The organism is Variovorax sp. PBL-E5, assembly GCF_901827185.1.
Taxonomy (GTDB): domain Bacteria; phylum Pseudomonadota; class Gammaproteobacteria; order Burkholderiales; family Burkholderiaceae_C; genus Variovorax.
The window spans coordinates 327,171-350,253 of sequence record NZ_LR594671.1 but is presented as its reverse complement, the minus strand read 5'-3'; the positions used below and the strand labels follow the sequence as shown (position 1 = coordinate 350,253).

The 23,083-nt window shown below is 64.9% G+C and carries 28 protein-coding genes; 3 read left to right on the top strand and 25 right to left on the bottom strand.

Annotated elements, in window-relative coordinates; translation table 11 throughout:
• Positions 1 to 5 precede the first annotated feature (5 nt).
• The 6 genes from WDLP6_RS01735 to WDLP6_RS01710 all read right to left on the bottom strand — a co-directional run bounded on the left by WDLP6_RS01735 (position 6) and on the right by WDLP6_RS01710 (position 7,349).
• Positions 6 to 1,298: a dihydrolipoyllysine-residue acetyltransferase gene (locus tag WDLP6_RS01735; protein WP_162590949.1), complete on the bottom strand. Its 1,293-nt coding sequence runs from the start codon at positions 1,296 to 1,298 to the stop codon at positions 6 to 8.
• 8 nt (positions 1,299 to 1,306) lie between these two features.
• Positions 1,307 to 3,979 (bottom strand): pyruvate dehydrogenase (acetyl-transferring), homodimeric type, encoded by a 2,673-nt coding sequence (aceE, locus tag WDLP6_RS01730; protein WP_162590948.1) that lies wholly within the window; start codon positions 3,977 to 3,979, stop codon positions 1,307 to 1,309.
• Between the two features lie 257 nt (positions 3,980 to 4,236).
• Positions 4,237 to 6,048 (bottom strand): phosphoenolpyruvate--protein phosphotransferase, encoded by a 1,812-nt coding sequence (gene ptsP / locus WDLP6_RS01725; RefSeq protein ID WP_162590947.1) that lies wholly within the window; start codon positions 6,046 to 6,048, stop codon positions 4,237 to 4,239.
• A complete protein-coding gene (locus WDLP6_RS01720; protein ID WP_162565453.1) occupies positions 6,045 to 6,314 on the bottom strand; it encodes an HPr family phosphocarrier protein in 270 nt (89 codons plus the stop codon). Before WDLP6_RS01720 ends, ptsP begins: the two co-directional genes overlap by 4 nt.
• Positions 6,283 to 6,738, bottom strand: coding sequence for a PTS sugar transporter subunit IIA (locus WDLP6_RS01715; protein ID WP_162565452.1), 456 nt, complete (start codon positions 6,736 to 6,738; stop codon positions 6,283 to 6,285). Before WDLP6_RS01715 ends, WDLP6_RS01720 begins: the two co-directional genes overlap by 32 nt.
• Positions 6,739 to 6,815: 77 nt before the next feature.
• Positions 6,816 to 7,349 (bottom strand): hypothetical protein, encoded by a 534-nt coding sequence (locus tag WDLP6_RS01710; protein ID WP_162590946.1) that lies wholly within the window; start codon positions 7,347 to 7,349, stop codon positions 6,816 to 6,818.
• Between the two features lie 103 nt (positions 7,350 to 7,452).
• On the opposite strand from WDLP6_RS01710, the gene WDLP6_RS01705 reads away from it, so the two are divergent.
• Positions 7,453 to 7,950 carry a TlpA family protein disulfide reductase gene (locus WDLP6_RS01705; protein ID WP_162565450.1) on the top strand — a complete coding sequence of 166 codons (498 nt, stop codon included), beginning with the start codon at positions 7,453 to 7,455 and terminating at the stop codon, positions 7,948 to 7,950.
• A gap of 31 nt (positions 7,951 to 7,981) precedes the next feature.
• On the opposite strand, the gene WDLP6_RS01700 is transcribed toward WDLP6_RS01705, so the two are convergent.
• Complete coding sequence (locus tag WDLP6_RS01700) at positions 7,982 to 8,431, bottom strand: c-type cytochrome (RefSeq protein ID WP_162590945.1); 450 nt, start codon at positions 8,429 to 8,431, stop codon at positions 7,982 to 7,984.
• Positions 8,432 to 8,612: 181 nt separating this feature from the next.
• Here WDLP6_RS01700 and WDLP6_RS01695 point away from each other — a divergent pair, with 181 nt between their 5' ends.
• Together WDLP6_RS01695 and WDLP6_RS01690 are read left to right on the top strand one after the other, a co-directional pair.
• The gene (locus tag WDLP6_RS01695; protein WP_162590944.1) at positions 8,613 to 9,302 is read left to right on the top strand and encodes a cytochrome b/b6 domain-containing protein; all 690 of its coding nucleotides are present in this window, start codon (positions 8,613 to 8,615) and stop codon (positions 9,300 to 9,302) included.
• Positions 9,299 to 9,883 carry a GNAT family N-acetyltransferase gene (locus WDLP6_RS01690; protein WP_162590943.1) on the top strand — a complete coding sequence of 195 codons (585 nt, stop codon included), beginning with the start codon at positions 9,299 to 9,301 and terminating at the stop codon, positions 9,881 to 9,883. The genes WDLP6_RS01695 and WDLP6_RS01690 overlap by 4 nt, the downstream gene beginning before the upstream one ends.
• Here the strand turns inward: WDLP6_RS01690 and WDLP6_RS01685 are convergent, their stop codons facing one another.
• The 18 genes from WDLP6_RS01685 to WDLP6_RS01600 form a co-directional block, all read right to left on the bottom strand.
• Positions 9,884 to 10,711 (bottom strand): hypothetical protein, encoded by an 828-nt coding sequence (locus WDLP6_RS01685; RefSeq protein ID WP_332105431.1) that lies wholly within the window; start codon positions 10,709 to 10,711, stop codon positions 9,884 to 9,886.
• 74 nt (positions 10,712 to 10,785) lie between these two features.
• Positions 10,786 to 11,292: a peroxiredoxin gene (locus WDLP6_RS01680; protein WP_162590941.1), complete on the bottom strand. Its 507-nt coding sequence runs from the start codon at positions 11,290 to 11,292 to the stop codon at positions 10,786 to 10,788.
• Positions 11,293 to 11,358: 66 nt separating this feature from the next.
• Positions 11,359 to 11,628 carry a 30S ribosomal protein S17 gene (gene rpsQ / locus WDLP6_RS01675; RefSeq protein ID WP_162565445.1) on the bottom strand — a complete coding sequence of 90 codons (270 nt, stop codon included), beginning with the start codon at positions 11,626 to 11,628 and terminating at the stop codon, positions 11,359 to 11,361.
• A 9-nt stretch (positions 11,629 to 11,637) separates the two neighbouring features.
• Entirely contained in the window at positions 11,638 to 11,847 is a 210-nt protein-coding gene (gene rpmC, locus WDLP6_RS01670; RefSeq protein ID WP_162570302.1) for a 50S ribosomal protein L29, read from the bottom strand.
• 60 nt (positions 11,848 to 11,907) lie between these two features.
• Positions 11,908 to 12,324, bottom strand: a complete 417-nt coding sequence (gene rplP, locus WDLP6_RS01665; protein ID WP_028250943.1) for a 50S ribosomal protein L16 — start codon at positions 12,322 to 12,324, stop codon at positions 11,908 to 11,910.
• A 28-nt stretch (positions 12,325 to 12,352) separates the two neighbouring features.
• Entirely contained in the window at positions 12,353 to 13,279 is a 927-nt protein-coding gene (rpsC, locus tag WDLP6_RS01660; RefSeq protein ID WP_162590940.1) for a 30S ribosomal protein S3, read from the bottom strand.
• Between the two features lie 15 nt (positions 13,280 to 13,294).
• Positions 13,295 to 13,627, bottom strand: coding sequence for a 50S ribosomal protein L22 (gene rplV / locus WDLP6_RS01655; RefSeq protein ID WP_019657678.1), 333 nt, complete (start codon positions 13,625 to 13,627; stop codon positions 13,295 to 13,297).
• Positions 13,628 to 13,636: 9 nt separating this feature from the next.
• Positions 13,637 to 13,915, bottom strand: coding sequence for a 30S ribosomal protein S19 (rpsS, locus tag WDLP6_RS01650; protein WP_007838132.1), 279 nt, complete (start codon positions 13,913 to 13,915; stop codon positions 13,637 to 13,639).
• Between the two features lie 11 nt (positions 13,916 to 13,926).
• Entirely contained in the window at positions 13,927 to 14,751 is an 825-nt protein-coding gene (gene rplB / locus WDLP6_RS01645; RefSeq protein WP_162565443.1) for a 50S ribosomal protein L2, read from the bottom strand.
• A gap of 2 nt (positions 14,752 to 14,753) precedes the next feature.
• A complete protein-coding gene (rplW, locus tag WDLP6_RS01640) occupies positions 14,754 to 15,080 on the bottom strand; it encodes a 50S ribosomal protein L23 (protein WP_174259914.1) in 327 nt (108 codons plus the stop codon).
• A gap of 5 nt (positions 15,081 to 15,085) precedes the next feature.
• Positions 15,086 to 15,706 carry a 50S ribosomal protein L4 gene (rplD, locus tag WDLP6_RS01635; RefSeq protein WP_162565441.1) on the bottom strand — a complete coding sequence of 207 codons (621 nt, stop codon included), beginning with the start codon at positions 15,704 to 15,706 and terminating at the stop codon, positions 15,086 to 15,088.
• A gap of 12 nt (positions 15,707 to 15,718) precedes the next feature.
• Positions 15,719 to 16,396 (bottom strand): 50S ribosomal protein L3, encoded by a 678-nt coding sequence (gene rplC / locus WDLP6_RS01630; protein ID WP_162565440.1) that lies wholly within the window; start codon positions 16,394 to 16,396, stop codon positions 15,719 to 15,721.
• 225 nt (positions 16,397 to 16,621) lie between these two features.
• On the bottom strand, positions 16,622 to 16,936 hold the full coding sequence (gene rpsJ / locus WDLP6_RS01625) for a 30S ribosomal protein S10 (RefSeq protein ID WP_028250951.1): 315 nt from the start codon (positions 16,934 to 16,936) through the stop codon (positions 16,622 to 16,624).
• A 23-nt stretch (positions 16,937 to 16,959) separates the two neighbouring features.
• Positions 16,960 to 18,153, bottom strand: a complete 1,194-nt coding sequence (gene tuf, locus WDLP6_RS01620) for an elongation factor Tu (RefSeq protein WP_162565439.1) — start codon at positions 18,151 to 18,153, stop codon at positions 16,960 to 16,962.
• 239 nt (positions 18,154 to 18,392) lie between these two features.
• Complete coding sequence (gene fusA, locus WDLP6_RS01615; protein ID WP_162565438.1) at positions 18,393 to 20,492, bottom strand: elongation factor G; 2,100 nt, start codon at positions 20,490 to 20,492, stop codon at positions 18,393 to 18,395.
• 86 nt (positions 20,493 to 20,578) lie between these two features.
• Entirely contained in the window at positions 20,579 to 21,052 is a 474-nt protein-coding gene (gene rpsG, locus WDLP6_RS01610; protein WP_093104188.1) for a 30S ribosomal protein S7, read from the bottom strand.
• A gap of 149 nt (positions 21,053 to 21,201) precedes the next feature.
• On the bottom strand, positions 21,202 to 21,579 hold the full coding sequence (gene rpsL, locus WDLP6_RS01605) for a 30S ribosomal protein S12 (protein ID WP_028249584.1): 378 nt from the start codon (positions 21,577 to 21,579) through the stop codon (positions 21,202 to 21,204).
• A 375-nt stretch (positions 21,580 to 21,954) separates the two neighbouring features.
• Complete coding sequence (locus WDLP6_RS01600) at positions 21,955 to 23,067, bottom strand: D-alanyl-D-alanine carboxypeptidase family protein (protein ID WP_443083440.1); 1,113 nt, start codon at positions 23,065 to 23,067, stop codon at positions 21,955 to 21,957.
• Between the last annotated feature and the right edge of the window lie 16 nt (positions 23,068 to 23,083).

The following is a 23,083-nucleotide window of genomic DNA, read 5'->3' as shown; positions in this document are numbered from 1 at the left end:
TCAGTTCAGAACAGCACGCGCCGCAGATCGGCGAGCACGTTGGCGAAATGGACGTTGAAGCGCGCGGCGGCGGCGCCGTCGATCACGCGGTGGTCCCATGACAGGGACAGCGGCAGCGTGAGGCGCGAGGTGTAGCTCTTGCCGTCGGCGGAGTGCTGCTTCCAGTAGCTCTTGCACACGCCCATGATCGCGACCTCGGGCGCGTTGATGATCGGCGTGAAGTAGATGCCGCCGATGCCGCCGAGCGAGCTGATGGTGAAGGTGCCGCCCGACATCTGGTCGGGCTTGAGCTTGCCGTCGCGCGCCGACTTGGCGAGTTCGCCCATCTCCTTGGCGATGTCGGGCACCGTCTTCTTGTCGACGTCGCGGATCACCGGCACCATGAGGCCGTTGGGCGTGTCGGCCGCGAAGCCGATGTGCCAGTAGTTCTTCAGCACCAGCGCATCGCCGTCGAGGCTCGCATTGAACTCGGGGAACTTCTTGAGCGTCGCGACCGCCGCCTTCATCATGAAGGGCAGCATGCTGATCTTGACGCCGGACTTCTCGAGTTCCTTGTTCATCTGCACGCGGAAGGGTTCGAGGTCGGTGATGTCGGCCTCGTCGTGCGTGGTCACGTGCGGAATGACGACCCAGTTGCGGTGCAGGTTGGCGGCGCTGATCTTCTTGATGCGCGACAGCTCCTTGCGCTCGGTCGGGCCGAACTTGGCGAAGTCGACCTTGGGCCAGGGCAAGAGGTCGATGCCACCGACCCCGCCGCCCGCGGGTGCCGGTGTGGCCTTGCCGGCGGTCGGTGCGGCCGCCGCGCCGCCGCCCTTGGCGAAGGACTCGACATCGGCGCGCACGATGCGGCCGTGCTCGCCCGAACCCTTGAGCTTGCCAAGGTCGACGCCGAGTTCGCGTGCGAGCTTGCGCACGGCGGGGCCGGCGTAGGCGAGTGCGAAGGCGGCTTCGTCGATCGCGCTGCCGGTGCTGGCGGCATCGCGCACCGGCGCTGCGGTTGGAGCAGCTGCAGTGGCAGGCGCAGCCGGTGCGGCTGCTGCCGTCGCTGCCGGCGCATCGCCGGTTGCCAATGACAGGATCACGCTGCCCTCGCTGACCTTGTCGCCGAGCTTGACGGTGATGGCCTGCACCACGCCCGACAGCGGCGCGGGCACATCCATCGTGGCCTTGTCGGATTCGAGCGAGACCAGCGGATCCTCGGCCTTCACGGTGTCGCCGACCTTGACGAAGATCTCGATGACCGGCACGTCGCTGAAGTCGCCGATGTCCGGAACCTTGATGTCGATTGCGTTGCTCATGTCGTGCCTCAGACGGTCCAGGGGGCTGCGCGCTCGGCATCCAGCCCGTATTTCTTGATGGCCTCGGCGACGACCGCGTGCTTGATCACGCCGTCGTCGGCCAGCGCCTTGAGCGCGGCCACGGCCACGTGCCAGCGGTCGACCTCGAAGAAGCGGCGCAGCTTGCGGCGGTAGTCGCTGCGCCCGAAGCCGTCGGTGCCGAGCACGGTGTAGCGGCGGCCTGCGGCCTGCACGTATTCACGCACCTGGTCGGCGTAGTTGCGCATGTAGTCGGTGGCGGCGACGACGGGGCCGTCGTGGCCTTCGAGGCATTGCTCGACGTGGCTCTTGCGCGCGGGTTCGGTCGGGTGCAGCCGGCTCCAGCGCTCGGCGGCCATGCCGTCGCGGCGCAGCTCGTTGTAGCTGGTGGCGCTCCAGACGTCGGCGGCGACGCCGAAGTCGGTCTTCAGCAGTTCGGCCGCGGCCATCACCTCGCGCAGGATGGTGCCGCTGCCCATGAGCTGCACGCGGTGGCCCTTCTTCGGCGTCTTGCCGCCGTCGCTGAGCCGGTAGAGGCCCTTGAGGATGCCCGCCTCGCTGCCCTCGGGCATGCCGGGGTGCGGGTAGTTCTCGTTCATGAGGGTGATGTAGTAGTACACGTCCTCCTGCTCGGCATGCATGCGGCGCATGCCGTCGCGCACGATGGCGACCACCTCGTAGGCGAAGGTGGGGTCGTACGAGACGCAGTTGGGGATGGTGCCGGCCAGGATGTGGCTGTGGCCGTCCTCGTGCTGCAGGCCTTCGCCGTTGAGCGTGGTGCGGCCGGCGGTGCCGCCGAGCAGGAAGCCGCGCGCGCGGATGTCGCCGGCCAGCCAGGCGAGGTCGCCCACGCGCTGCAGGCCGAACATCGAGTAGTAGATATAGAACGGGATCATCGGCACGTTGTTCGTGCTGTACGAGGTGGCCGCGACGATCCAGCTGGACATCGCGCCGCCTTCGTTGATGCCTTCCTGCAGCACCTGGCCGTCCTTCGATTCGCGGTAGTACATGAGCTGGTCGGCGTCCTGCGGCTTGTAGAGCTGGCCGAGCGAGGACCAGATGCCGAGCTGGCGGAACATGCCTTCCATGCCGAAGGTGCGCGACTCGTCGGGCACGATGGGCACGATGTGCTTGCCGATCGCCTTGTCGCGCACCAGCGTGCCGAGCATCTGCACGAAGGCCATGGTGGTGGAGATCTCGCGCTCGCCGGTGTCCTTGAGCAGACGCTCGAAGGTGGCCAGCGGCGGGATCTCGAGCGCGCTCGACTTGCGCCGGCGCTGCGGCAGGTAGCCGCCGAGCGCGGCGCGGCGCTCGCGCAGGTACTTCATCTCCGGGCTGTCTTCGGGCAGCTTGACGAAGGGCACGTTGGGCAGGTCGGCGTCGGACACCGGGATCTGGAAGCGGTCGCGGAAATTGCGCAGCGCGTCCTGCGTCATCTTCTTGGCCTGGTGGGCGATCATCTGGCCTTCGCCGGATTCGCCCATGCCATAGCCCTTGACCGTCTTGGGCAGGATCAGCGTGGGCTGGCCCTTGTGTTTGACGGCGGCGGCATACGCGGCGAAGACTTTCTGCGGATCGTGGCCGCCGCGGGTCAGCGCCCAGATGTCGTCGTCGCTCATGTCGGCGACCAGTGCCTTCGTCTCGTCGTACTTGCCGAAGAAATGCTCGCGCACGTAGGCGCCGCTCTTGCTCTTGAAGTCCTGGTACTCGCCATCGACGCATTCCTCCATGCGCTGCAGCAGCTTGCCGCTGTGGTCCTTGGCGAGCAGCGCGTCCCAGCCGCTGCCCCACAGCACCTTGATGACGTTCCAGCCGGCGCCGCGGAACACGCTCTCGAGTTCCTGCACGATCTTGCCGTTGCCGCGCACCGGGCCGTCCAGGCGCTGCAGGTTGCAGTTGATGACGAACACGAGGTTGTCGAGGCTCTCGCGGCCGGCCAGCGAGATGGCGCCGAGGGATTCGGGCTCGTCCATTTCGCCGTCGCCCATGAAGGCCCAGACCTTGCGCGGCGCGGTGTCGGCCAGGCCGCGGCCGTGCAGGTACTTGAGGAAGCGCGCCTGGTAGATCGCCATCAGCGGACCGAGGCCCATCGAGACGGTGGGGAACTGCCAGAAGTCGGGCATGAGCCACGGATGCGGATAGGACGGGATGCCGTGACCATCGGCTTCCTGGCGGTAGTTGAGCAACTGCTGCTCGGTGAGGCGGCCTTCGAGGAAGGCGCGGGCATAGATGCCGGGCGAGCTGTGGCCCTGGATGAAGAGCAGGTCGCCGCCGTGCGTGTCGGTGGCCGCGTGCCAGAAGTGGCCGAAGCCGATGTCGTAGAGCGTGGCGGCCGACTGGAAGCTCGCGATGTGGCCGCCGAGTTCGGACGAGTCCTTGTTGGCGCGCAGGATGATCGCCATCGCGTTCCAGCGGATGATCGAGCGCAGGCGGTGCTCGATCGCGCGGTCGCCGGGGTTCTTCTCTTCGCGCTCCGGCGCGATGGTGTTGCGGTAGGCGGTGTTGAGCGAACGCGGCGTGTAGACGCCGTCGCGCCGGCCTTCGTCGACCAGGCGATTGAGCAGGAAGTTGGCCCTCTCATTGCCACGGTGTTGCTGGACCGCGCTGAGTGCGTCCACCCATTCGCCTGTCTCGGTGGGATCGAGGTCGCCCGTCGTGCTCATCGTTGTCTCCTGTGTCATGGACTCGTGCCGCATCGGGTGATGCGACCGGCCCATGGACAGAGCAACGGGTGTGCCATGCCTCGACCGAGGCAAGCGGCGAGCTAAGTTATTGATTTATCAGGGCTTCATGCACGCATGCGGGACGGCGTTGCCGGCAACCCGTGCGCAGGGTGAGCGCGGCGCCCGGACCACCGGATGCGCGACTGCGTGCAAACCCTGAGAGAGGCGCGACGGCGGCGCCGCGCGCGCGGTCGCGACTAACGCGCCGGCACCGGCACGAGCGCGGCGGCGGGATCCTCGGCCTCGAGCACCTGCTGCGCCCAGGCCTCGAGCTTGCCCGCGTCGGCGCGCAGCACTTCCTGCTTGACCGCGAGGATCTGCGAGGGGTGCATCGAGAAGCTGCGCAGGCCGAGGCCGAGCAGCAAGCGCGTGAATACGATGTCGCCGGCCATTTCGCCGCACACGCTGACGCCCTTGCCCTGGCGCCGGCACTCGGCGATGGTGTCGGCGACCAGGCGTAGCACGGCCGGATGGGCCGGGTCGTAGAGATGCGCCACCGATTCGTCGGCGCGGTCGATGGCCAGCGTGTACTGGATCAGGTCGTTGGTGCCGATCGACAGGAAATCGAAGTGCTTGAGGAAGGTCTTGAGCGTGAGCGCGGCGGCCGGGATCTCGATCATCGCGCCGAGCTTGACCGCGCCATGCACCGCGCCGCGGTTGTCGAGCTCGGCGCGTGCGAAGTCGATCAGCGAGATGGTCTGGCGAATCTCGCTCGCGTGCGCGAGCATCGGGATGAGCAGGTGGATCTCGCCGTGCGCGGCGGCGCGCAGGATGGCGCGCAGCTGCGTGAGGAACATGGCCGGGTCGGCCAGGCTCCAGCGGATCGCGCGCAGGCCGAGCGCCGGATTCAGGTGCGCGTCGTCGCGCACCGACTTGCCGTCGAGCGGCTTGTCGGCGCCGACGTCGATGGTCCGGATGGTGACCGGCATGCCCTGCATGCCCTCGACCGCGCGCTTGTAGGCCTGGTACTGCTCCTCTTCGTCGGGCAGGCGCGTGAGACGCTGCGCCTCGCGGCCCATGAAAAGGAATTCGCTGCGGAACAGGCCGACGCCGACGGCGCCCGCCTTGACGGCGCCGATCGTGTCCTCGGGCATCTCGATGTTGGCCAGCAGGTCGACGCGCTGGCCGTCGAGCGTGACGGCCGGCTTGTGGCGCAGCCGGGCCAGCCGGCCGCGCTCGAGGTCGCCCTGGCGCTGCTTGAAGCCGTACTCGGCCAGGATGATCGGCGAGGGGTCGACGATCATCACGCCGGTGTCGCCGTCGATGATGACCCAGTCGTCCTGCCGCACCAGTTGGCTCGCGCTGCGCGCGCCGACGACGGCCGGGATGTCCATGCTGCGTGCGACGATCGCGGTGTGCGAAGTGCGCCCGCCGACGTCGGTGACGAAGCCGGCGAACACGCTCTTCTTGAACTGCAGCATGTCGGCCGGCGAGAGGTCGTGCGCGATCAGCACCAGCGGTGCATCGATCGCCTCGCTGGCGACCGGATCGTCGCCGCCCTCTTCCGTCTCGGCCGCACGCTTGCGCCGCGGCGGGGTCGGCGCCAGCACCGCGGCCGTGCCCTTCATGCGGTGCAGCAGGCGCTCGACGACCTGCTCCAGGTCGGCCTTGCGTTCGCGCAGGTACTCGTCCTCCATCTCGTCGAACTGGCGCGCGATCACTTCGAGCTGCGTGGTCAGCGCCCATTCGGCGTTGTAGAGGCGCTCGGTGATCCAGTGCTTGACGCCGCCGGTGAGGACTTCGTCCTGCAGCAGCATCTGGTGCACATCGAGCAGCGCGGCGAGTTCGTGCGGCGTGTCGTTCGGCCCCATCAGCGCAACGCTGGCCTGCAGCTTCTGCAGCTCCTCGGACACCGCGTTGCGCGCCGTGCGCACACGGTCGATCTCGGTCTCGATCTGCTCGGGCTTGATGAAATAGTGGGCCACGTCGATGCGGCTCGAGACCACCAGCACGGCGCGGCCGATGGCAATGCCACGGGCAACCGGGAGCCCGTGGACGGCAAAGGTCATTCGCCTTCTCCGAATTTGTCGTTCATCAAGGCAACGATCGCGTCCAGCGCCTCCTGCTCGCGCTCGCCCTGCGTCTCGACCTCCACCACCACGCCGAGGCCGGCGGCCAGCATCATCACGCCCATGATGCTCTTGGCATTGACGCGGCGATCATCGCGCGCGAGCCAGACATCGCAGGGGAAGCTCCCTGCGAGCTTGGTGAGCTTGGCCGACGCGCGCGCATGCAGGCCCAGCTTATTGCTGATGGTCACGGATGTCTTGGTCACTGTGCTTTCTTCTTGCCTGGTTTTGCGGTGCCGTGACCGCCACTTGCATCACACCCGCCGTCCCGCCGGTGAGCGCCCGCTGCACGAGGGTGTCGAGCGGTTCGTTGCGGTAGCTTACCGCCCGCAGCAGCATCGGCAGGTTGACGCCGGCCACCAGCCGCGAACGGATGCCGTCGACCAGCTTCTGCGCCACGTTGCAGGGCGTGGCGCCGAACACGTCGGCCAGCACCAGCACCTGGGAGCGCGGCGTGGGCAGCAGCTGCGCCAGCGTGATGCGCGCGGCACCGAGCGTTTCTTCGGGCGACACGTTGGGCAGCACGTCGAGCGCGACGATCGAGGGTTCGCAATCGGGGAACACATGCAGCGCACATTGCCGCAGCGCCTGTGCGAGCGGTGAATGGGCGATGATGAAGATGCTGTTCATGCGGATCGAAGGGGCCTGTCGATTATGCGGGGACACCCATGGGAGCAAGTGACCAGGAGACAACGCGCGGCCGGCACTCAGGGAACACGCAGGCCTTCGAAGAAAGTCTTGATCGCTTCGGCCGACGAGGGCTTTCCCAGCACGGTCGCCTGGTAGAGCGAGACCTTGCCTGCGCCCTGCTGGGCGAACCAGAGCACATGGGTCGGCGTGGCACTGGCCCCTGCGCCCTGCGCGTCGAGCCGCCCGGGCGCCGGGGAGGATGCCGCGCGCTGCACGACGGCTGCGGCTTCCTGGATCGATGCACCGGCCAGGCGGGTGCGAGTCGCTGCGCGCCAGGCGCTCATCCAGGCCTCGGCCTGCACCGTGCTGGTGGCCGTGGCATGCGCGACGGCGAAAGTGGCGCCGCCGGCCTCGCAGCCGCTCACATCCACAGCAACCGACTCCGCGCCACCGAGCGGCAGCGCGCGCGTCGCATGATCGGCCTTGCAGGGCAGAAGCGCCACCACGCCGTCCTCCCCGATCGGCACTTCACGCCAGTTGAAAGTGGGACTGCATGCGGCAAGAAAGGCCAGCGCGAGTGATGCGAAATGGGGACGGAACAGGGATGGCATGGCAAAGGCCATTATCGAGGGCGTCCTGCCCATGGCATTCCGGCGCCAAGCACGATCCTCGAAGCGGAACTAAAATGGCCGGGGTTCCTCCATCCGTCTCCCCATGAAAAAAATCATCTACGTCGCCGCAACCGCGATTGCCCTGGCCATCGGTGTGGGCGTGTATCTGAACACGGGAGCCACGGCAGCGCCGGCATCGACCTTCGTGCTGCTCGACGGCAGCAAGAAGAGCACGGACGACCTCAAGGGCAAGGTGACGCTGGTCAACTTCTGGGCCACCAGCTGTGTCACCTGCGTGGGCGAGATGCCCAAGGTGATCGCAACCTACGACAAGTACAAGAGTCAGGGCTTCGACACGCTGGCGGTCGCCATGAGCTACGACCCGCCCAGCTACGTGATCAACTATGCCGAGACGCGCAAGCTGCCGTTCAAGGTGGCGATCGACAACACCGGCGCGGTGGCCCAGGCCTGGGGCGACGTGAAGCTCACGCCGACCAGCTATGTCGTGAACAAGCACGGCGAGATCGTGAAGCGCTATGTCGGCGAACCCGACTTCGCCGAACTGCACAAGCTGATCGAGAAGCTCCTCGCCGAAGCCTAGGCTTCGCGGCTGCAGCCGCGGCGCCGCCCGTTCAGCGCTTGCGGAAGCTGTCGTGGCAGGACTTGCAGGTCTCCCCGACAGCAGCGACCGAGGTCTTGATGGCGTCCAGGTTGTTGGACTTGGCGGCTGTCGCCAGCTTGCCGGTTTCGTCCACCAGCGTGTCGCTCAATTCCTTGAACTTGGCCTGTTCCGTCCAGATTTCGGGCTTGGCCTTGCCGCCTTCGGTTCCCTGCGCATAGGCGCCGCTCCATGGCAGCTTGGCGATGGTGGCCACCAGGTCCGCATTCGCCAGTGCCGCCGCAGCGTCATAGGGCACCCGGCCATTGGCCATGGTGGCGATGCGGCCGAAATGCTGGTTCTGCAGGAACATCACGCTCTGGCGATATTTGATGGCGTCTTCGGGCTTGGCAAACTGGGCGGCCGCCGGCACGGACAGCGCGGCACAGGCGGCCGCCAGCATGAACGGGACAAGGCGATTCATCGTGATTCCTTCGTCTGCTGAGCCGTCCGTGGGCCACGGCGCCGCCGGCGAGTTTAGGGGAACACGCGATTCTGCGCTCGGGACCAGGCAAGCCATTACGCGCGCCACCGCTGAAATTTGCTAATCTGCGCATCGTGCCGCCTCGCCAACCTCTTCGATGACAGCCCCCTTCGAGCCCTCCATGCACAGCGCAGGCCGGGATCGCGCCAGCCTGCCCCGCACGCGGGTCTGGGACTTGCCGACGCGGCTCTTCCACTGGATCCTGGCGGTGGCCGTGATCGGCCTGATCGCGACCGGGCTCGGCGACATCATGGAATGGCACTTTCGCCTGGGCTACGCCGTGCTGTCGCTGCTGCTGTTCCGGCTGATCTGGGGTTTCGTGGGCGGCCGGTGGTCGCGCTTTCACGCCTTCGTCTATGCGCCCTCCTCGCTCGTCGCGTATCTGGGCGGCCGCGGCCATCCGGATCACCTCATCGGCCACACGCCGCTGGGCGCGTTGTCGGTGTTCGGCGTGCTCGGCATTCTGGCGGTGCAGGTCTCGACCGGGCTGGTGTCGGACGACGAAATCTCGGCATCGGGGCCGCTCACCCGCTTCGTCTCCGACGCCGTCGTCAGCGCGGCGACGGGCTGGCACAAGGCGCCGGGCAAGTGGATCGTGATCGCGCTGGTGAGCCTGCACGTGCTGGCGGTGCTCTACTACGTGTTCGTCAAGCGCCGGCCGCTGGTGCGGCCGATGATTTCAGGCGACAAGCTGATCACCGAAGGCGCGGCCCCCTCCAGCCGCGACGACGCTGCGTCGCGCCTGGTGGCGCTCGTGGTGTTCGCGCTGTGCGCGGGTTTCGCGGCGTGGATCGCCTCCCTCAGAGCATGAGCAACCCGGTTTCACGTCCGCTGCCGCTCGCCGGCACCCCGGCGGTGATCCTGATCACGCCCGACGAGGCGCATGAGATCGAGGCGACGCGCGCGGTCTTTCGCGACTACGCCGCATCGCTGGGCATCGATCTCGGATTCCAGAACTTCGACGAGGAGTTGGCACGCCTTCCCGGGGACTATGCGGAACCGCGAGGCGCGCTGCTGCTGGCGCTGGTCGACACGGCCCACGCATCGGGTGCGGTCGATGCGCCGCTGCTGCCGCGCGCACAGGGAGGGTTCGCGCACGTCGCAGGCTGCTGCGCGCTGCGACCGCTCGACACGACCGACTATCCGAATGCCGCCGAGATGAAGCGCCTCTATGTGCGTCCCGCCTTCCGCGGTCTCGGCCTGGGACGGCAGTTGGCCGAGGCCATCCTGGACGCAGCGCGCAGCGCGGGCTACGCCTGTGTGTTGCTGGACACACTCGACGACATGGAGTCGGCGCGCGCGCTCTACGAGGACCTGGGCTTCGTGGAAGTGCCACCCTACTATCACAACCCGATCGCAGGGTCGCACTACCTCAAGGTCGACGTCGGCTGATCAAAAGCCCGGGAACGCGTTCGGCTTCAGGTGCTCGGCGCCGTGAAGGCGCAGGGTGGAGCCGGCAGGCGCGCCAAGGGCATTCGGCAGAAAGGTCTTCAGCGAAGTGGCGAAGTCGCCGCGGTAGGTCTTCGAGCCCTGGTGCGTCAGGTTCGAATTGGCATCGATGTAGATCGATTCGCCAAGACCCGACCAGAGGCGGCAGAAGCCGTAATCCTCCGACAGGTAGCGCCGTGTCACCGGGTCCACCATGACGTCGAAGAATCTGTAGTGCCGGCCTTCGTCTGGAACGCCCAGGCTGTCGGGAACATAGCGCATTTCGGGATAGCTCTCGATCAGGCGCTCGAACACGCGGCGTTTGATGACCATGAAGCCCGTCGGCGCCTCGGTCACGCGCATGAAGCCATCGGGCTGCACGATCAGGTCGACCATGTTGGGCGTGCCGCCGGGCATCACATCGGTGTTCGCGGCGTAGCGCGTGTACGTGGCCTCGAACTGCTGTCGCGTGGTGCTGGCCGGCACACCCTCCGCTGGCCATTCCTCGCGCTTGAGCGGATAGACGCCGCACGCGATGTCGTAGTCCGACAGCAGCAGCCGGGTCGCGGCTTCCGCAGAGAAGCCGATGTCGGCATCGATCCAGAAGAGGTGCGTCCACTCGGGATGCGAAAGAAAGGTCGCGACGCAGTTGTTGCGCGCACGGGTGACCAGGCTCTCGCCTTGCTGCAGGCACAATTGCAGCCGCATGCCGGTCTGGTTGGCCAGACCGATGAAGTGCATCAGAGAGACGACATAGTTCTGGAAGAACTTGCCGTCGTGGCTCGGCGTCATGATCGCCGGCCAGAAGTTTTTTAGCTCCCTGGAATCAAGCATTTCGATTCGACGTCGTTCGTCGCTCCGAAAACTCAGGCGCGTGCCTGTGCCAACAGCGTGGCGGCGTCGCTGACTTCGAATTTGCCGGGCGCCTCGACGTTGAGCATGGCGACCTTGCCATCCTTCACGAGCATCGAATAGCGGTTGCTGCGCACGCCCATGCCGCGTGCCGTCAGGTCGAGCGTGAGGCCGGTGGCGTTCGCGAAGGCCGCGCTGCCGTCCGCCAGCATGCGCACCTTGGTACCGGTCTTCTGGTCGCGTGCCCATGCACCCATCACGAAGGCATCGTTGACGCTCACGCACCAGATCTCGTCGACGCCGGCGGCCTTGAGTTCGTCGTAATGCTGTACATAGCCCGGCACGTGCTTGGCCGAGCAGGTCGGCGTGAATGCGCCGGGCAGCGCGAACAGCGCAATGGTTTTGCCTGCAGCAGCCTTGGTCACGTCGACCGGGTTCGGGCCGATGCTGCAGCCTTCGCCTTCGACCTCCGAGTATTCCTGCAGGGTGGCCGAAGGAAGGGCGTCGCCAACTTTGATCATCAAAATGCTCCCAAAAAAAATGAGCCCACATTGTGGGCTCATTTTGCGAGGCCGTGGCGCCGGCGATCAGACCAGAACGGCCTTTTCCACCAAACGGGTCACGATCCAGTTCTTTGATTTCGAGATCGGCCGGCTCTCGGTGATCTCGATGGTGTCGCCGAGCTTGTACTCGCCCTTTTCGTCGTGCGCGTGGTACTTGCTCGTCTTCGCCACGATCTTGCCGTAGAGCTCGTGCTTCACACGGCGCTCGACCAGCACGGTCACAGTCTTCTCGCGCTTGTCGCTGACCACCTTGCCGATCAAGGTGCGCTTGAGGGATTTTTTAGCTTCCGTCATGTTCACTCCTTACTTGGCGGCTTGGGTTTCTTGCTGCTTTTGCGCAAGAATGGTCTTGGCACGCGCGATGTCGCGGCGCGTGACGCGCAGCGTCGACGTGTTCGACAGTTGTTGCGTGGCTTTCTGCATGCGCAGGCCGAAATGGGCCTTCTGCAGATCCTTGATTTCAGTCTGCAAGCCGGCGACGTCCTTGTCGCGCAGCGTTGCAGCCTTCGACACCTTGACCGGCTTGGCCGCGGCGTCCTTCTTCTTGCGTGTTGCCATCAGTGTTCTCCTCGATCAGGCGCCGAGCTGGCGCGCGACGAAGGTGGTGCGCAGCGGCAGCTTGGCGGCAGCCAGGCGGAACGCTTCGCGTGCGAGTTCTTCGGGAACGCCGACGATCTCGTAGATCACCTTGCCGGGCTGGATCTCGGCGACGTAGTACTCGGGGTTGCCCTTGCCGTTACCCATCCGCACTTCGGCAGGCTTGTGCGAGATCGGCTTGTCGGGGAACACGCGAATCCAGATGCGGCCACCGCGCTTGACGTGGCGCGAAATGGCGCGGCGTGCGGCTTCGATCTGGCGCGCCGTCAGGCGGCCGCGGTCGATCGACTTCAGGCCGAAGTCACCGAACGACACCGCGTTGCCGCGGGTCGCGATGCCGGTGTTGCGGCCCTTTTGCTCCTTGCGGAACTTTCTGCGTGCAGGTTGCAGCATTTTTCTTACTCCGTAGTTCTAAGACCGATCACTCGGTCTTGGCACCGTCAGCTGCTGCAGCTGGCGCGGCTTTGCGTACGCGCTTAACGGCGGGTTTCGAGTCTGCACCCGGGGCGCCAGGGGCTACCCCGGTGGCTTCTGCGGGCTTGTCGCTGCCATCGGCCGGCGCGACGTTGCCGCCGATCGGGCCTCGGGCACCGGCGCGCGGGCCGGGGCCACGGCGGTCGGAACCGGGACGGTCGCCACCCGGGCGGCCATCGCGGCGCGGACCGCGCGGGCGACGCTCTTCGTCGGGACGCGGCGTCTCGACGGCGGGCAGGTCGTTGCGGCCCAGCGTATCGCCCTTGTAGACCCAGACCTTGACGCCGATGACGCCGTAGGTGGTCTTGGCTTCCGAGGTGCCGTAGTCGATGTCGGCGCGCAGCGTATGCAGCGGCACGCGGCCTTCGCGGTACCACTCGGTGCGCGCGATTTCGATGCCGTTCAGGCGGCCGGCCGACATGATCTTGATGCCCTGGGCACCCAGACGCATCGCGTTCTGCATCGCACGCTTCATGGCGCGGCGGAACATGATGCGCTTCTCGAGCTGCTGCGTGATGCTGTCGGCGATCAGTTGGGCATCGATTTCGGGCTTGCGCACTTCTTCGATGTTGACCGCGACCGGCACGCCGAGCTGGCGGCCGAGTTCACGCTTGAGGTTCTCGATGTCTTCGCCCTTCTTGCCGATCACGACGCCCGGACGTGCCGAGTAGATCGTGATGCGGGCGTTCTTGGCGGGACGCTCGATCAGCACGCGCGAAACGGAGGCATTCTTGAGCTTCTTCTTCAGGTACTCGCGCACCTTGATGTCTTCGGCCAGCATGCCCGCGAAATCACGGTTGCTCGCATACCAGCGGCTGGACCAGTTACGGCTGACCGCAAGGCGGAAGCCGGTGGGGTGGATCTTCTGTCCCATATTCTTCCAGGCCTCTTAGTTGCCGACCGTCACGTACACATGGCACGTGGGCTTGCTGATGCGATTGCCGCGACCCTTGGCGCGCGCGGTGAAGCGCTTGAGCGTGGCGCCCTGCTCGACGTAGATGGTCTTGACCTTCAGCTCGTCGATGTCGGCGCCGTCGTTGTGCTCGGCGTTGGCGATGGCCGATTCGAGCACCTTCTTGACGATCACAGCGGCCTTCTTCTGCGTGAACTGCAGGATGTTGAGCGCTTGATCGACCTTCTTGCCGCGGATCAGATCGGCGACCAGACGGCCCTTGTCGACCGAAAGGCGGACGCCGCGGAGGACTGCACGTGTTTCAGACATGGTCGTTCCTTACTTCTTCTGGACTTTCTTGTCCGCGGGGTGCCCCTTGAACGTGCGCGTGAGCGCAAATTCGCCGAGCTTGTGGCCGACCATCTGGTCGGTGATGTAGACAGGCACGTGCTGCTTGCCGTTGTGGACGGCGATGGTTAGGCCGATGAATTCGGGCAGCACCATCGAACGGCGCGACCAAGTCTTGATCGGCTTCTTGTCCTTGGTCGTCACGGCCTTGTCGGCCTTGGCCACCAGATGGTGGTCGACGAACGGACCCTTTTTGAGAGAGCGAGTCATTGTGCTGTCCCTTACTTCTTGCGACGCGACACGATGAAGACTTGCGTGCGCTTGTTGTTGCGGGTGCGATAACCCTTGGTGAGATTGCCCCAGGGGTCGACAGGATGGCGGCCTTCGCCGGTCTTGCCTTCGCCGCCACCGTGCGGGTGGTCGACCGGGTTCATCACCACGCCGCGAACGGTCGGGCGAATGCCCATCCAGCGCTTCACGCCGGCCTTGCCGAGTTGACGCAGGCTGTGCTCTTCATTGGCCACTTCGCCGATGGTCGCGCGGCATTCGACGTGAATGCGGCGGACTTCGCCCGAGCGCATGCGGACCTGGGCGTAGACGCCTTCGCGCGCCAGCAGCGTGGCCGACGTGCCAGCCGAACGAGCGATCTGCGCGCCCTTGCCGGGCTGCAGTTCGATGCAGTGGATGGTCGAGCCCACCGGGATGTTGCGGATCGGCAGCGTGTTGCCGGCGCGGATCGGGGCTTCCGAACCGCTCAGCAGCGTTGCGCCGGCTTCCAGACCGCGCGGGGCGATGATGTAGCGGCGTTCACCGTCGGCATAGCATACGAGCGCGATGTGGGCGGTGCGGTTCGGGTCGTATTCGATGCGTTCGACCTTGGCCGGGATGCCGTCCTTGTTGCGCACGAAGTCCACCACGCGGTAGTGATGCTTGTGCCCACCGCCCTTGTGACGGGTCGTGATGTGGCCGTTGTTGTTGCGGCCGGCCTTCTGGAATTGCGGCTCCAGCAGGGCTGCATGCGGCGCACCCTTGTAGAGGTGGTCCCGCGAGATCTTCACCGCGCCGCGTTGGCCCGGCGAAGTGGGTTTCATCTTGATGACGGCCATGATTAAGCGCCTTCCCCAGCGAGGTTGAGCTCTTGACCGGCCTTGAGCGTCACATAGGCCTTGCGAATGTTGTCGCGGCGGCCGATGGACTTGCCAAAGCGCTTGGTCTTGCCCTTGGTGTTGAGCACCGACACGCCCTGGACCTCGACCTTGAACATCAGTTCGACGGCGGCCTTGATCTCGGGCTTGGTGGCGTCCTGCAACACCTTGAAAGTGACTGCGTTCGACTTCTCGCCGACCATCGTGGCCTTCTCGGACACGATCGGGGCGACCAGAACGCTCATCAGGCGACCTTCGTCGAACTGACGTTGTTGCGGCGTCGGATTCATGCGGCTCATGCGAACATCTCCTTGAGCTTGTCGACGGCGCCCTTGGTGACCAGCACCTTCTTGTAGTGCACCAGCGACACCGGATCGGCGTAACGCGGTTCGACCACGAGCACGTTGATCAGGTTGCGCGAAGCCAGATACAGGTTCTCGTCGACTTCCTCGGCGATCACGAGCACGGAGTCGAGATTCATCGCCTTGAACTTGGCGGCCAGTGCCTTGGTCTTGGGCGAATCGACCTTGATCGAATCGACCACGGCCAGACGGCCTTCGCGGGCGAGCTGCGAGAAGATGGAGGCCATGCCGGCGCGGTACATCTTCTTGTTGATCTTCTGCGAGAAGTTTTCGTCGGGCATGTTCGGGAAAATCCGGCCGCCCCCGCGCCACAGCGGCGAGGACGTCATACCGGCACGGGCGCGGCCCGTTCCCTTTTGCTTGAACGGCTTCTTGGTCGAGTGCTTGACCTGTTCGCGGTCCTTCTGGGCACGGGTGCCCTGGCGCGCGTTGGCCTGGAATGCGACGACGATCTGGTGCACCAGGTCCTCGTTGTAGTCACGGCCGAACACGGTCTCGGGGGCGTCGTACTTCGACGCGGCCTGGCCCTGTTCGTTCAGGAGTTCGAGTTGCATTGCTTTCGCTCCTTAAGCCGCAGGGGCCGCTTGCGACTTGGCCTTGACGGCCGGGCGCACGGTGACGAAGCCACCCTTCGAGCCCGGAATCGCGCCCTTGATCAGTAGCAGCTGACGGGCTTCGTCGATGCGGATCACGTCGAGGTTCTGGGTGGTCACGGTGACGTCGCCGAGATGGCCCGTCATGCGCTTGCCCGGGAACACGCGGCCCGGATCCTGCGCCATGCCGATCGAGCCCGGAACGTTGTGCGAACGGCTGTTGCCGTGCGACGCGCGTTGCGAGCTCATGTTGTGGCGCTTGATCGTGCCGGCGAAGCCCTTGCCGATCGAAGTGCCCTGCACGTCGACCTTCTGGCCGACCGCGAACACGCTGCTCACCGCGATCGCGCCGCCAGCCTTGTGCTGGGCGGCCGCATCGGCGGTGACACGGAATTCCTGGATGATTTCGCCAGCTTCGACGCCCGCCTTGGCGAGGTGGCCGGCTTGCGGCTTGGTCACGCGCGATGCCTTGCGCGAACCGAACGTCACTTGCAGCGCGACGTAGCCATCAGTCTCTTGGGTTTTGATCTGGGTCACGCGGTTGTTGGACACATCCACCACCGTGACGGGAACTGCATCCCCGTCATCGGTGAAGAGACGCATCATCCCCACCTTGCGGCCCAGCAACCCGAGGGAGTTGCTCAGACTCATTTTTTTCTCCAAAAATGGAATCCTCTCCCGCCGCTGCCACTTCAATTGGCGACAGCGTTTGGTATGCGAGAGAAGGTTGATAAAGCCCTGCACCAAGAAGCGCCCGCAAAGGACGCAAGTTAGGCAGAGCCGGCGATTATAGCCCGGCTACCAACATAGGCGCAACACAAAACAAAGCCCGCATGCATCGCTGCATGCGGGCTTCATGAGCTCAGCGCCGTGGGCTTACTGCAGCTTGATCTCGACGTCCACGCCGGCCGGCAGGTCGAGCTTCATCAGCGCGTCCACGGTCTTGTCGGTGGGGTCGACGATGTCCATCAGGCGCTGGTGCGTGCGGATCTCGAACTGGTCGCGGCTCGTCTTGTTGACGTGCGGCGAACGCAGGATGTCGAAACGCTTCATGCGGGTCGGCAGCGGCACGGGACCCTTGACGATGGCGCCGGTGCGCTTGGCGGTGTCCACGATCTCGGCCGCCGACTGGTCGATCAGCTTGTAGTCGAACGCCTTCAGGCGGATGCGGATTTTTTGCTTGGTGGCCATGGTGATTCCTTTGTGCGTTCGAATCAGATGTCGAGGATCTTCGCCACCACGCCCGAGCCCACGGTGCGTCCGCCTTCGCGGATCGCGAAGCGCAGGCCTTCTTCCATGGCGATCGGGTTGATCAGCTTGACCGTGATGCTCACGTTGTCCCCGGGCATGACCATTTCCTTGTCCTTGGGCAGCTCGATGGCGCCGGTCACGTCGGTCGTGCGGAAGTAGAACTGCGGGCGGTAGTTGTTGAAGAAGGGCGTGTGGCGGCCGCCTTCGTCCTTGCTCAGCACGTACACCTCGGCGGTGAAGTGGGTGTGCGGCTTGATGGAGCCGGGCTTGCACAGCACCTGGCCGCGCTCGACTTCTTCGCGCTTGGTGCCGCGCAGCAGCACGCCCACGTTGTCGCCCGCCTGGCCCTGGTCCAGGAGCTTGCGGAACATCTCGACGCCGGTGCAGGTGGTCTTGACGGTCGGGCGGATGCCCACGATCTCGATTTCCTCGCCGACCTTGATGACGCCGCGCTCGACGGCGCCAGTCACCACGGTGCCGCGCCCGGAGATGGAGAAGACGTCTTCGACGGGCATCAGGAAGGTGCCGTCGACCGCGCGCTCGGGCGTGGGGATGTAGCTGTCGAGGGCGTCGGCCAGCTTCATGATGGCTTCTTCACCGAGCTTGCCCTTGTCGCCTTCGAGGGCGAGCTTGGCCGAGCCGTGGATGATGGGGGTGTCGTCGCCGGGGAATTCGTACTTGTCGAGCAGCTCGCGCACTTCCATTTCGACGAGCTCGAGCAGTTCGGCGTCGTCGACCATGTCGCACTTGTTCAGGAAGACGATGATGTAGCCGACACCGACCTGGCGCGCCAGCAGGATGTGCTCGCGGGTCTGGGGCATGGGGCCGTCGGCGGCCGAGCACACCAGGATGGCGCCGTCCATCTGGGCGGCACCGGTGATCATGTTCTTGACGTAGTCGGCGTGGCCCGGGCAGTCGACGTGCGCGTAGTGGCGGTTGGCCGTTTCGTATTCGACGTGGGCGGTGTTGATGGTGATGCCGCGCGCCTTTTCTTCGGGCGCCGCGTCGATCTGGTCGTAGGCCTTGGCTTCGCCGCCGAACTTGGCAGACAGCACGGTCGCAATGGCCGCCGTCAGCGTCGTCTTGCCATGGTCAACGTGACCGATCGTGCCCACGTTCACGTGCGGCTTCGTGCGGGTGAATTTTCCTTTTGCCATTTTCTATCCTTGAAAGAGCAGTGCCCGTGTACGGTTTAACGTCTGCACCATGTTGCTGATTCCCTCGCCACGGGCAACGAGAGGCACACGATCGCAGACAACAAAAACAACCCAGTCTCGTCACACCTCCGCCATCCCTTCGCAAGACACCGCGGATCCGGCTTTGCCGGTTCGCTGGTGTCGCCCCCGGAAGGGGGTTGGCGAAGCGACACGCAGTGCGAGCAGCCTGGGGGGCGAACCTATTTCGCGCGGGAAGCGACGATCGCCTCGGCCACATTGCGCGGCGCTTCGGCGTAGTGCTTGAACTCCATCGTGTAGGTGGCACGACCCTGGGACATCGAGCGCAGCGTCGTCGAGTAGCCGAACATTTCCGACAGCGGCACTTCGGCCTTGATGGCCTTGCCACCGCCCATCATGTCTTCCATGCCCTGGACCATGCCGCGGCGCGAGGACAGATCGCCCATCACGTTGCCGGCGTAGTCTTCCGGCGTCTCGACTTCCACGGCCATCATCGGCTCGAGGATCACTGGGTTGGCCTTGCGGCAGCCTTCCTTGAAACCGAAGATCGCGGCCATCTTGAACGCCATTTCGTTCGAGTCCACGTCGTGGTACGAGCCGAAGTGCAGCGTGACCTTGACGTCGACCACCGGGTAGTTGGCGAGCACGCCCTGGCCCAGCGCTTCGATCACGCCCTTCTCGACGGCCGGGATGTATTCGCGAGGAACCACACCGCCCTTGATGGCGTCGACGAACTCGAAGCCCTTGCCGGCTTCCTGCGGCTCGATCTTGAGCACGACGTGGCCGTACTGGCCCTTGCCGCCCGACTGGCGCACGAATTTGCCTTCGGCGTCTTCGACCGTCTTGCGAATGGTCTCGCGGTAAGCCACCTGCGGCTTGCCGACGTTGGCCTCGACACCGAACTCGCGCTTCATGCGGTCCACGATGATTTCGAGGTGCAGCTCGCCCATGCCGGCGATGATGGTCTGACCCGATTCCTCGTCGGTCTTGACGCGGAAGGACGGATCTTCCTGAGCCAGGCGCTGCAGCGCGATGCCCATCTTTTCCTGGTCGGCCTTGGTCTTGGGCTCCACGGCCTGCGAGATCACCGACTCCGGGAAGACCATGCGCTCGAGCGTCACGATCGAGGTCGGATCGCACAGGGTCTCACCCGTGGTCACTTCCTTCAAGCCCACGCAGGCAGCGATGTCGCCGGCGCGGATTTCGCTGACTTCTTCGCGGTTGTTCGCATGCATCTGGACGATCCGGCCGATGCGCTCCTTCTTGCCGCGCACCGGGTTGTAGACGCTGTCGCCCTTGCTCAGCACGCCGGAATAGACGCGCACGAAGGTCAGTTGGCCGACGAACGGGTCGGTCATGAGCTTGAACGCCAGTGCCGAGAATTTCTCGTTGTCGTCTGCCTTGCGGGTGACGGGGGCCTCGTCCTCGTCGGTGCCGGTGACGGGCGGAATGTCGGTCGGCGCGGGCATGTATTCGATGACCGCGTCAAGCATCGCCTGCACGCCCTTGTTCTTGAAGGCTGAGCCGCACAGCATCGGCTGGATCTCGCCGGCGATGGTGCGCTGACGGATGCCCGCCTTGATTTCGGCCTCGGTCAGCGCCTCGCCTTCGAGGTACTTGTTCATGAGCTCTTCGCTCGATTCGGCAGCGGCCTCGACCAGCTTTTCGTGGTACTCGGCGCAGACCTTGGCCAGATCGGCCGGAATCTCGCCATACTTGAAGGTCACACCCTTGTCTTCGTCCCAGATGATCGATTTCATCTTGACGAGGTCGACCACACCCTGGAAGCGCTCTTCGGCGCCGATCGGAATCTGGATCACGACAGGATTGGCCTTCAGGCGGTCGACCATCATCTGGCGCACGCGCAGGAAGTCGGCACCGGTACGGTCCATCTTGTTGACGAACGCGAGACGCGGAACCTTGTACTTGTTGGCCTGGCGCCAGACCGTTTCGGATTGGGGCTGGACGCCGCCGACGGCGTCATACACCATCACGGCGCCATCGAGCACGCGCATCGAGCGCTCGACTTCGATCGTGAAGTCCACGTGGCCCGGGGTGTCGATGATGTTGATGCGATGTTCGTCGAACGTGCCGGCCATGCCCTTCCAGAAGCAGGTGGTGGCCGCGGACGTGATCGTGATGCCGCGCTCCTGCTCCTGCTCCATCCAGTCCATCGTCGCGGCGCCATCGTGCACTTCGCCGATCTTGTGGTTCACACCGGTGTAGAAAAGGATGCGCTCGGTCGTGGTGGTCTTGCCGGCGTCGATGTGCGCGGAGATACCGATGTTGCGGTATCGCTCGATGGGGGTCTTGCGTGCCATGAAAATACTCCGTTAACGGATGAAAGCCCGCCCACCGCGCTCGGTGGGTCGGGCTTCCAGCCTGTCTTGATTTGGGGGGACGGCTCTTAGAAGCGGAAGTGGCTGAAGGCCTTGTTCGCTTCGGCCATGCGATGCACCTCATCGCGCTTCTTCATGGCGCCGCCACGACCTTCCGTGGCTTCCATGAGTTCGTTGGCCAGACGCAGGGCCATCGACTTCTCGCCGCGCTTGCGCGCTGCTTCCTTGATCCAGCGCATCGACAGCGCCAGGCGGCGCACGGGACGCACTTCGACGGGCACCTGGTAATTCGCGCCACCGACGCGGCGCGACTTCACTTCGACCATCGGCTTCACATTGTTGATGGCCATGGTGAAGGCTTCGACCGGGTCCTTGCCGGGGTTCTTCTTCTCGATCTGGTCGAGCGCGCCATAGATGATGCGCTCGGCGATCGCCTTCTTGCCGCCTTCCATGATCACGTTCATGAATTTCGACAGCTCGACATTGCCGTACTTCGGGTCCGGCAGGATTTCACGTTTGGGAACTTCGCGACGACGTGGCATTTTTCTAACCTCTTTGCTTCAGTTGGCACCGCTTTTTGCGGCACCGCGAGAGCCAACAAGAACTCTCACTTACTCGACCCAACAGCGGGTCACTTCGTCCGATGCGCCCGCCAAGGCACGCCGAACACCGTGGATGAAACCTGAAAGCCTTAAGCCTTCTTGGGGCGCTTTGCGCCGTACTTGGAACGCGACTGCTTGCGGTCTTTCACGCCTTGCAAGTCGAGCGAACCGCGCACGATGTGATAGCGCACACCGGGCAAGTCCTTGACACGACCGCCGCGAACCAGCACCACGCTGTGTTCCTGCAGGTTGTGGCCTTCACCGCCGATGTAGGAGATGACTTCGAAGCCGTTGGTCAGGCGCACCTTGGCGACCTTGCGCAGCGCCGAGTTCGGCTTCTTGGGGGTCGTGGTGTAGACCCGGGTGCAGACGCCACGACGTTGCGGCGAGTTCTGCATGGCAGGGCTCTTCGACTTGATCTTTTCGACCTCGCGACCCTGACGCACCAGTTGATTGATGGTTGGCATGAATGAATAAGTCCCAAAACTCCGGCCATGTAACCCTCATCGTGACATGAGGTACCGGAAGATGACGAAAACGTGAAACCCTTCGGATTTTTCCGAAAAGCCAAAGATTATAGCTCGCCCCCAGACTACGCGCACTTCGTGTCGCTACGCCTTCCCCCTACCGGGGGCAACACCGGCGGACCGGCGGAGCCGGATCCGCGGTGTTTCACGAATGGCGCCGTCCCAACCGTTGGGGTGTTTGGGGTCGTTCGGGCGGCCGCGCGTAGCGCGCTGCATTCGGGAGCAGCCGCGGATCCGGCTTCGCCGGTCCGCTGGCAGCGCCCCCGGTAGGGGGAAGACGTAGCGACACGAAGTGCGCGTAGCCTGGGGGCGAGCCTACTTTATCCAGAGTCGTACGGCATCCCAGGCGCGACCCAGCACGCCTGCCTGCTCCACGGGCTCGAGCGCGACCAGCGGCACTTCCGCGATCTGCTGGTCGGCCAGGCTGACCTTGAGCGAACCGACCGGCTGATAGCGCGCGAATGGCGCGACCAGCGGATCAGGACGTGCGACCTGGGTCTTGATCTTCCCTGCAGACCCTGCGGGAACGTCCACCACGATGGCTTCCTGACGGCCCAGCTTGATGGTGTTCGCCTTGCCCTTCCAGACCGGAGGCGTCGCGACGGCTTGATTGGCGTCGAACAGGCGGACCGCGTCATAGGCGGTATAGCCCCAGTTCAGCAGCTTCTGCGACTCGTTGGCTCGCATGTTTTCGCTCGACGCTCCCAGGAGAATCGCGAGCAGACGCCGGCCACCGCTACCGAGATTCGGGAATTCACGCTTGGCGGTCACGACCATGCCATAGCCGGCCGCTTCGGTATGGCCGGTCTTGAGGCCATCGACGGTCGGGTCGCGAAACAGCAGCACATTGCGGTTGGTGTCATTGGTCGACGGCGTGCCGGGATAGCGGTACTTCTTGATGGCGGAATAGTGCGTGTATTCCGGAAAATCCCGGATCAGATGGCTCGCCAGAATGCTGAGGTCACGCGCTGTGGTGGTGTGTCCCGGCGCCGTGGTGCCTTCAGGGTTCTTGTAGGTCGTGTTCTTCATGCCGAGCGCCTTGGCCTGCTCGTTCATGAGCTCGACGAAGTGCTCGACCGTGCCGCCGACCGCCTCGGCCAGAACGATCGTCGCATCGTTGGCCGACTGCACGACCAGCCCCTTGACGAGATCCTCGACCGGCACCTGCATCTTGGGGTCGATGAACATCCGCGAACCGGGCATCTTCCAGGCGCGGGTGCTGACCGGCAAAGTCTGTTCCAGCGTGATTTTCCTGGCCTTGAGCGCGTCGAAGACCAGGTAGGTGGTCATCAGCTTGGTGAGCGAGGCGGGCTCGACGGGACTGTCGATGTCCTTCTGCGTCAGGATCTGGTTGGCCGTCACGTCGAGCAGCAGATAGCTCCGCGCGGCGACTTCGGGCGGCACCGGCGTCTGGGCCCCCACGAGCATGCAAAAAGATGCAGAG

What these genes read in the sequence shown, in the direction of transcription:
- WDLP6_RS01710 (WP_162590946.1), bottom strand. Translation starts at nt 7,349, where the DNA reads ATGCCATCCCTGTTCCGTCCCCATTTCGCATCACTCGCGCTGGCCTTT.
- ptsP (WP_162590947.1), bottom strand. Translation starts at nt 6,048, where the DNA reads ATGACCTTTGCCGTCCACGGGCTCCCGGTTGCCCGTGGCATTGCCATC.
- WDLP6_RS01715 (WP_162565452.1), bottom strand. Translation starts at nt 6,738, where the DNA reads ATGAACAGCATCTTCATCATCGCCCATTCACCGCTCGCACAGGCGCTG.
- rplW (WP_174259914.1), bottom strand. Translation starts at nt 15,080, where the DNA reads ATGAATCCGACGCCGCAACAACGTCAGTTCGACGAAGGTCGCCTGATG.
- WDLP6_RS01690 (WP_162590943.1), top strand. Translation starts at nt 9,299, where the DNA reads ATGAGCAACCCGGTTTCACGTCCGCTGCCGCTCGCCGGCACCCCGGCG.
- WDLP6_RS01680 (WP_162590941.1), bottom strand. Translation starts at nt 11,292, where the DNA reads ATGATCAAAGTTGGCGACGCCCTTCCTTCGGCCACCCTGCAGGAATAC.
- WDLP6_RS01700 (WP_162590945.1), bottom strand. Translation starts at nt 8,431, where the DNA reads ATGAATCGCCTTGTCCCGTTCATGCTGGCGGCCGCCTGTGCCGCGCTG.
- fusA (WP_162565438.1), bottom strand. Translation starts at nt 20,492, where the DNA reads ATGGCACGCAAGACCCCCATCGAGCGATACCGCAACATCGGTATCTCC.
- tuf (WP_162565439.1), bottom strand. Translation starts at nt 18,153, where the DNA reads ATGGCAAAAGGAAAATTCACCCGCACGAAGCCGCACGTGAACGTGGGC.
- rpsS (WP_007838132.1), bottom strand. Translation starts at nt 13,915, where the DNA reads ATGACTCGCTCTCTCAAAAAGGGTCCGTTCGTCGACCACCATCTGGTG.
- rpsJ (WP_028250951.1), bottom strand. Translation starts at nt 16,936, where the DNA reads ATGGCCACCAAGCAAAAAATCCGCATCCGCCTGAAGGCGTTCGACTAC.
- rplP (WP_028250943.1), bottom strand. Translation starts at nt 12,324, where the DNA reads ATGCTGCAACCTGCACGCAGAAAGTTCCGCAAGGAGCAAAAGGGCCGC.
- rpsL (WP_028249584.1), bottom strand. Translation starts at nt 21,579, where the DNA reads ATGCCAACCATCAATCAACTGGTGCGTCAGGGTCGCGAGGTCGAAAAG.
- rpsQ (WP_162565445.1), bottom strand. Translation starts at nt 11,628, where the DNA reads ATGACGGAAGCTAAAAAATCCCTCAAGCGCACCTTGATCGGCAAGGTG.
- rpsC (WP_162590940.1), bottom strand. Translation starts at nt 13,279, where the DNA reads ATGGGACAGAAGATCCACCCCACCGGCTTCCGCCTTGCGGTCAGCCGT.
- rplB (WP_162565443.1), bottom strand. Translation starts at nt 14,751, where the DNA reads ATGGCCGTCATCAAGATGAAACCCACTTCGCCGGGCCAACGCGGCGCG.
- WDLP6_RS01600 (WP_443083440.1), bottom strand. Translation starts at nt 23,067, where the DNA reads ATGCTCGTGGGGGCCCAGACGCCGGTGCCGCCCGAAGTCGCCGCGCGG.
- aceE (WP_162590948.1), bottom strand. Translation starts at nt 3,979, where the DNA reads ATGAGCACGACGGGCGACCTCGATCCCACCGAGACAGGCGAATGGGTG.
- WDLP6_RS01685 (WP_332105431.1), bottom strand. Translation starts at nt 10,711, where the DNA reads ATGACGCCGAGCCACGACGGCAAGTTCTTCCAGAACTATGTCGTCTCT.
- WDLP6_RS01735 (WP_162590949.1), bottom strand. Translation starts at nt 1,298, where the DNA reads ATGAGCAACGCAATCGACATCAAGGTTCCGGACATCGGCGACTTCAGC.
- rplC (WP_162565440.1), bottom strand. Translation starts at nt 16,396, where the DNA reads ATGAGTCTGAGCAACTCCCTCGGGTTGCTGGGCCGCAAGGTGGGGATG.
- rpsG (WP_093104188.1), bottom strand. Translation starts at nt 21,052, where the DNA reads ATGCCACGTCGTCGCGAAGTTCCCAAACGTGAAATCCTGCCGGACCCG.
- WDLP6_RS01695 (WP_162590944.1), top strand. Translation starts at nt 8,613, where the DNA reads ATGCACAGCGCAGGCCGGGATCGCGCCAGCCTGCCCCGCACGCGGGTC.
- WDLP6_RS01705 (WP_162565450.1), top strand. Translation starts at nt 7,453, where the DNA reads ATGAAAAAAATCATCTACGTCGCCGCAACCGCGATTGCCCTGGCCATC.
- rplV (WP_019657678.1), bottom strand. Translation starts at nt 13,627, where the DNA reads ATGTCTGAAACACGTGCAGTCCTCCGCGGCGTCCGCCTTTCGGTCGAC.
- rplD (WP_162565441.1), bottom strand. Translation starts at nt 15,706, where the DNA reads ATGCAACTCGAACTCCTGAACGAACAGGGCCAGGCCGCGTCGAAGTAC.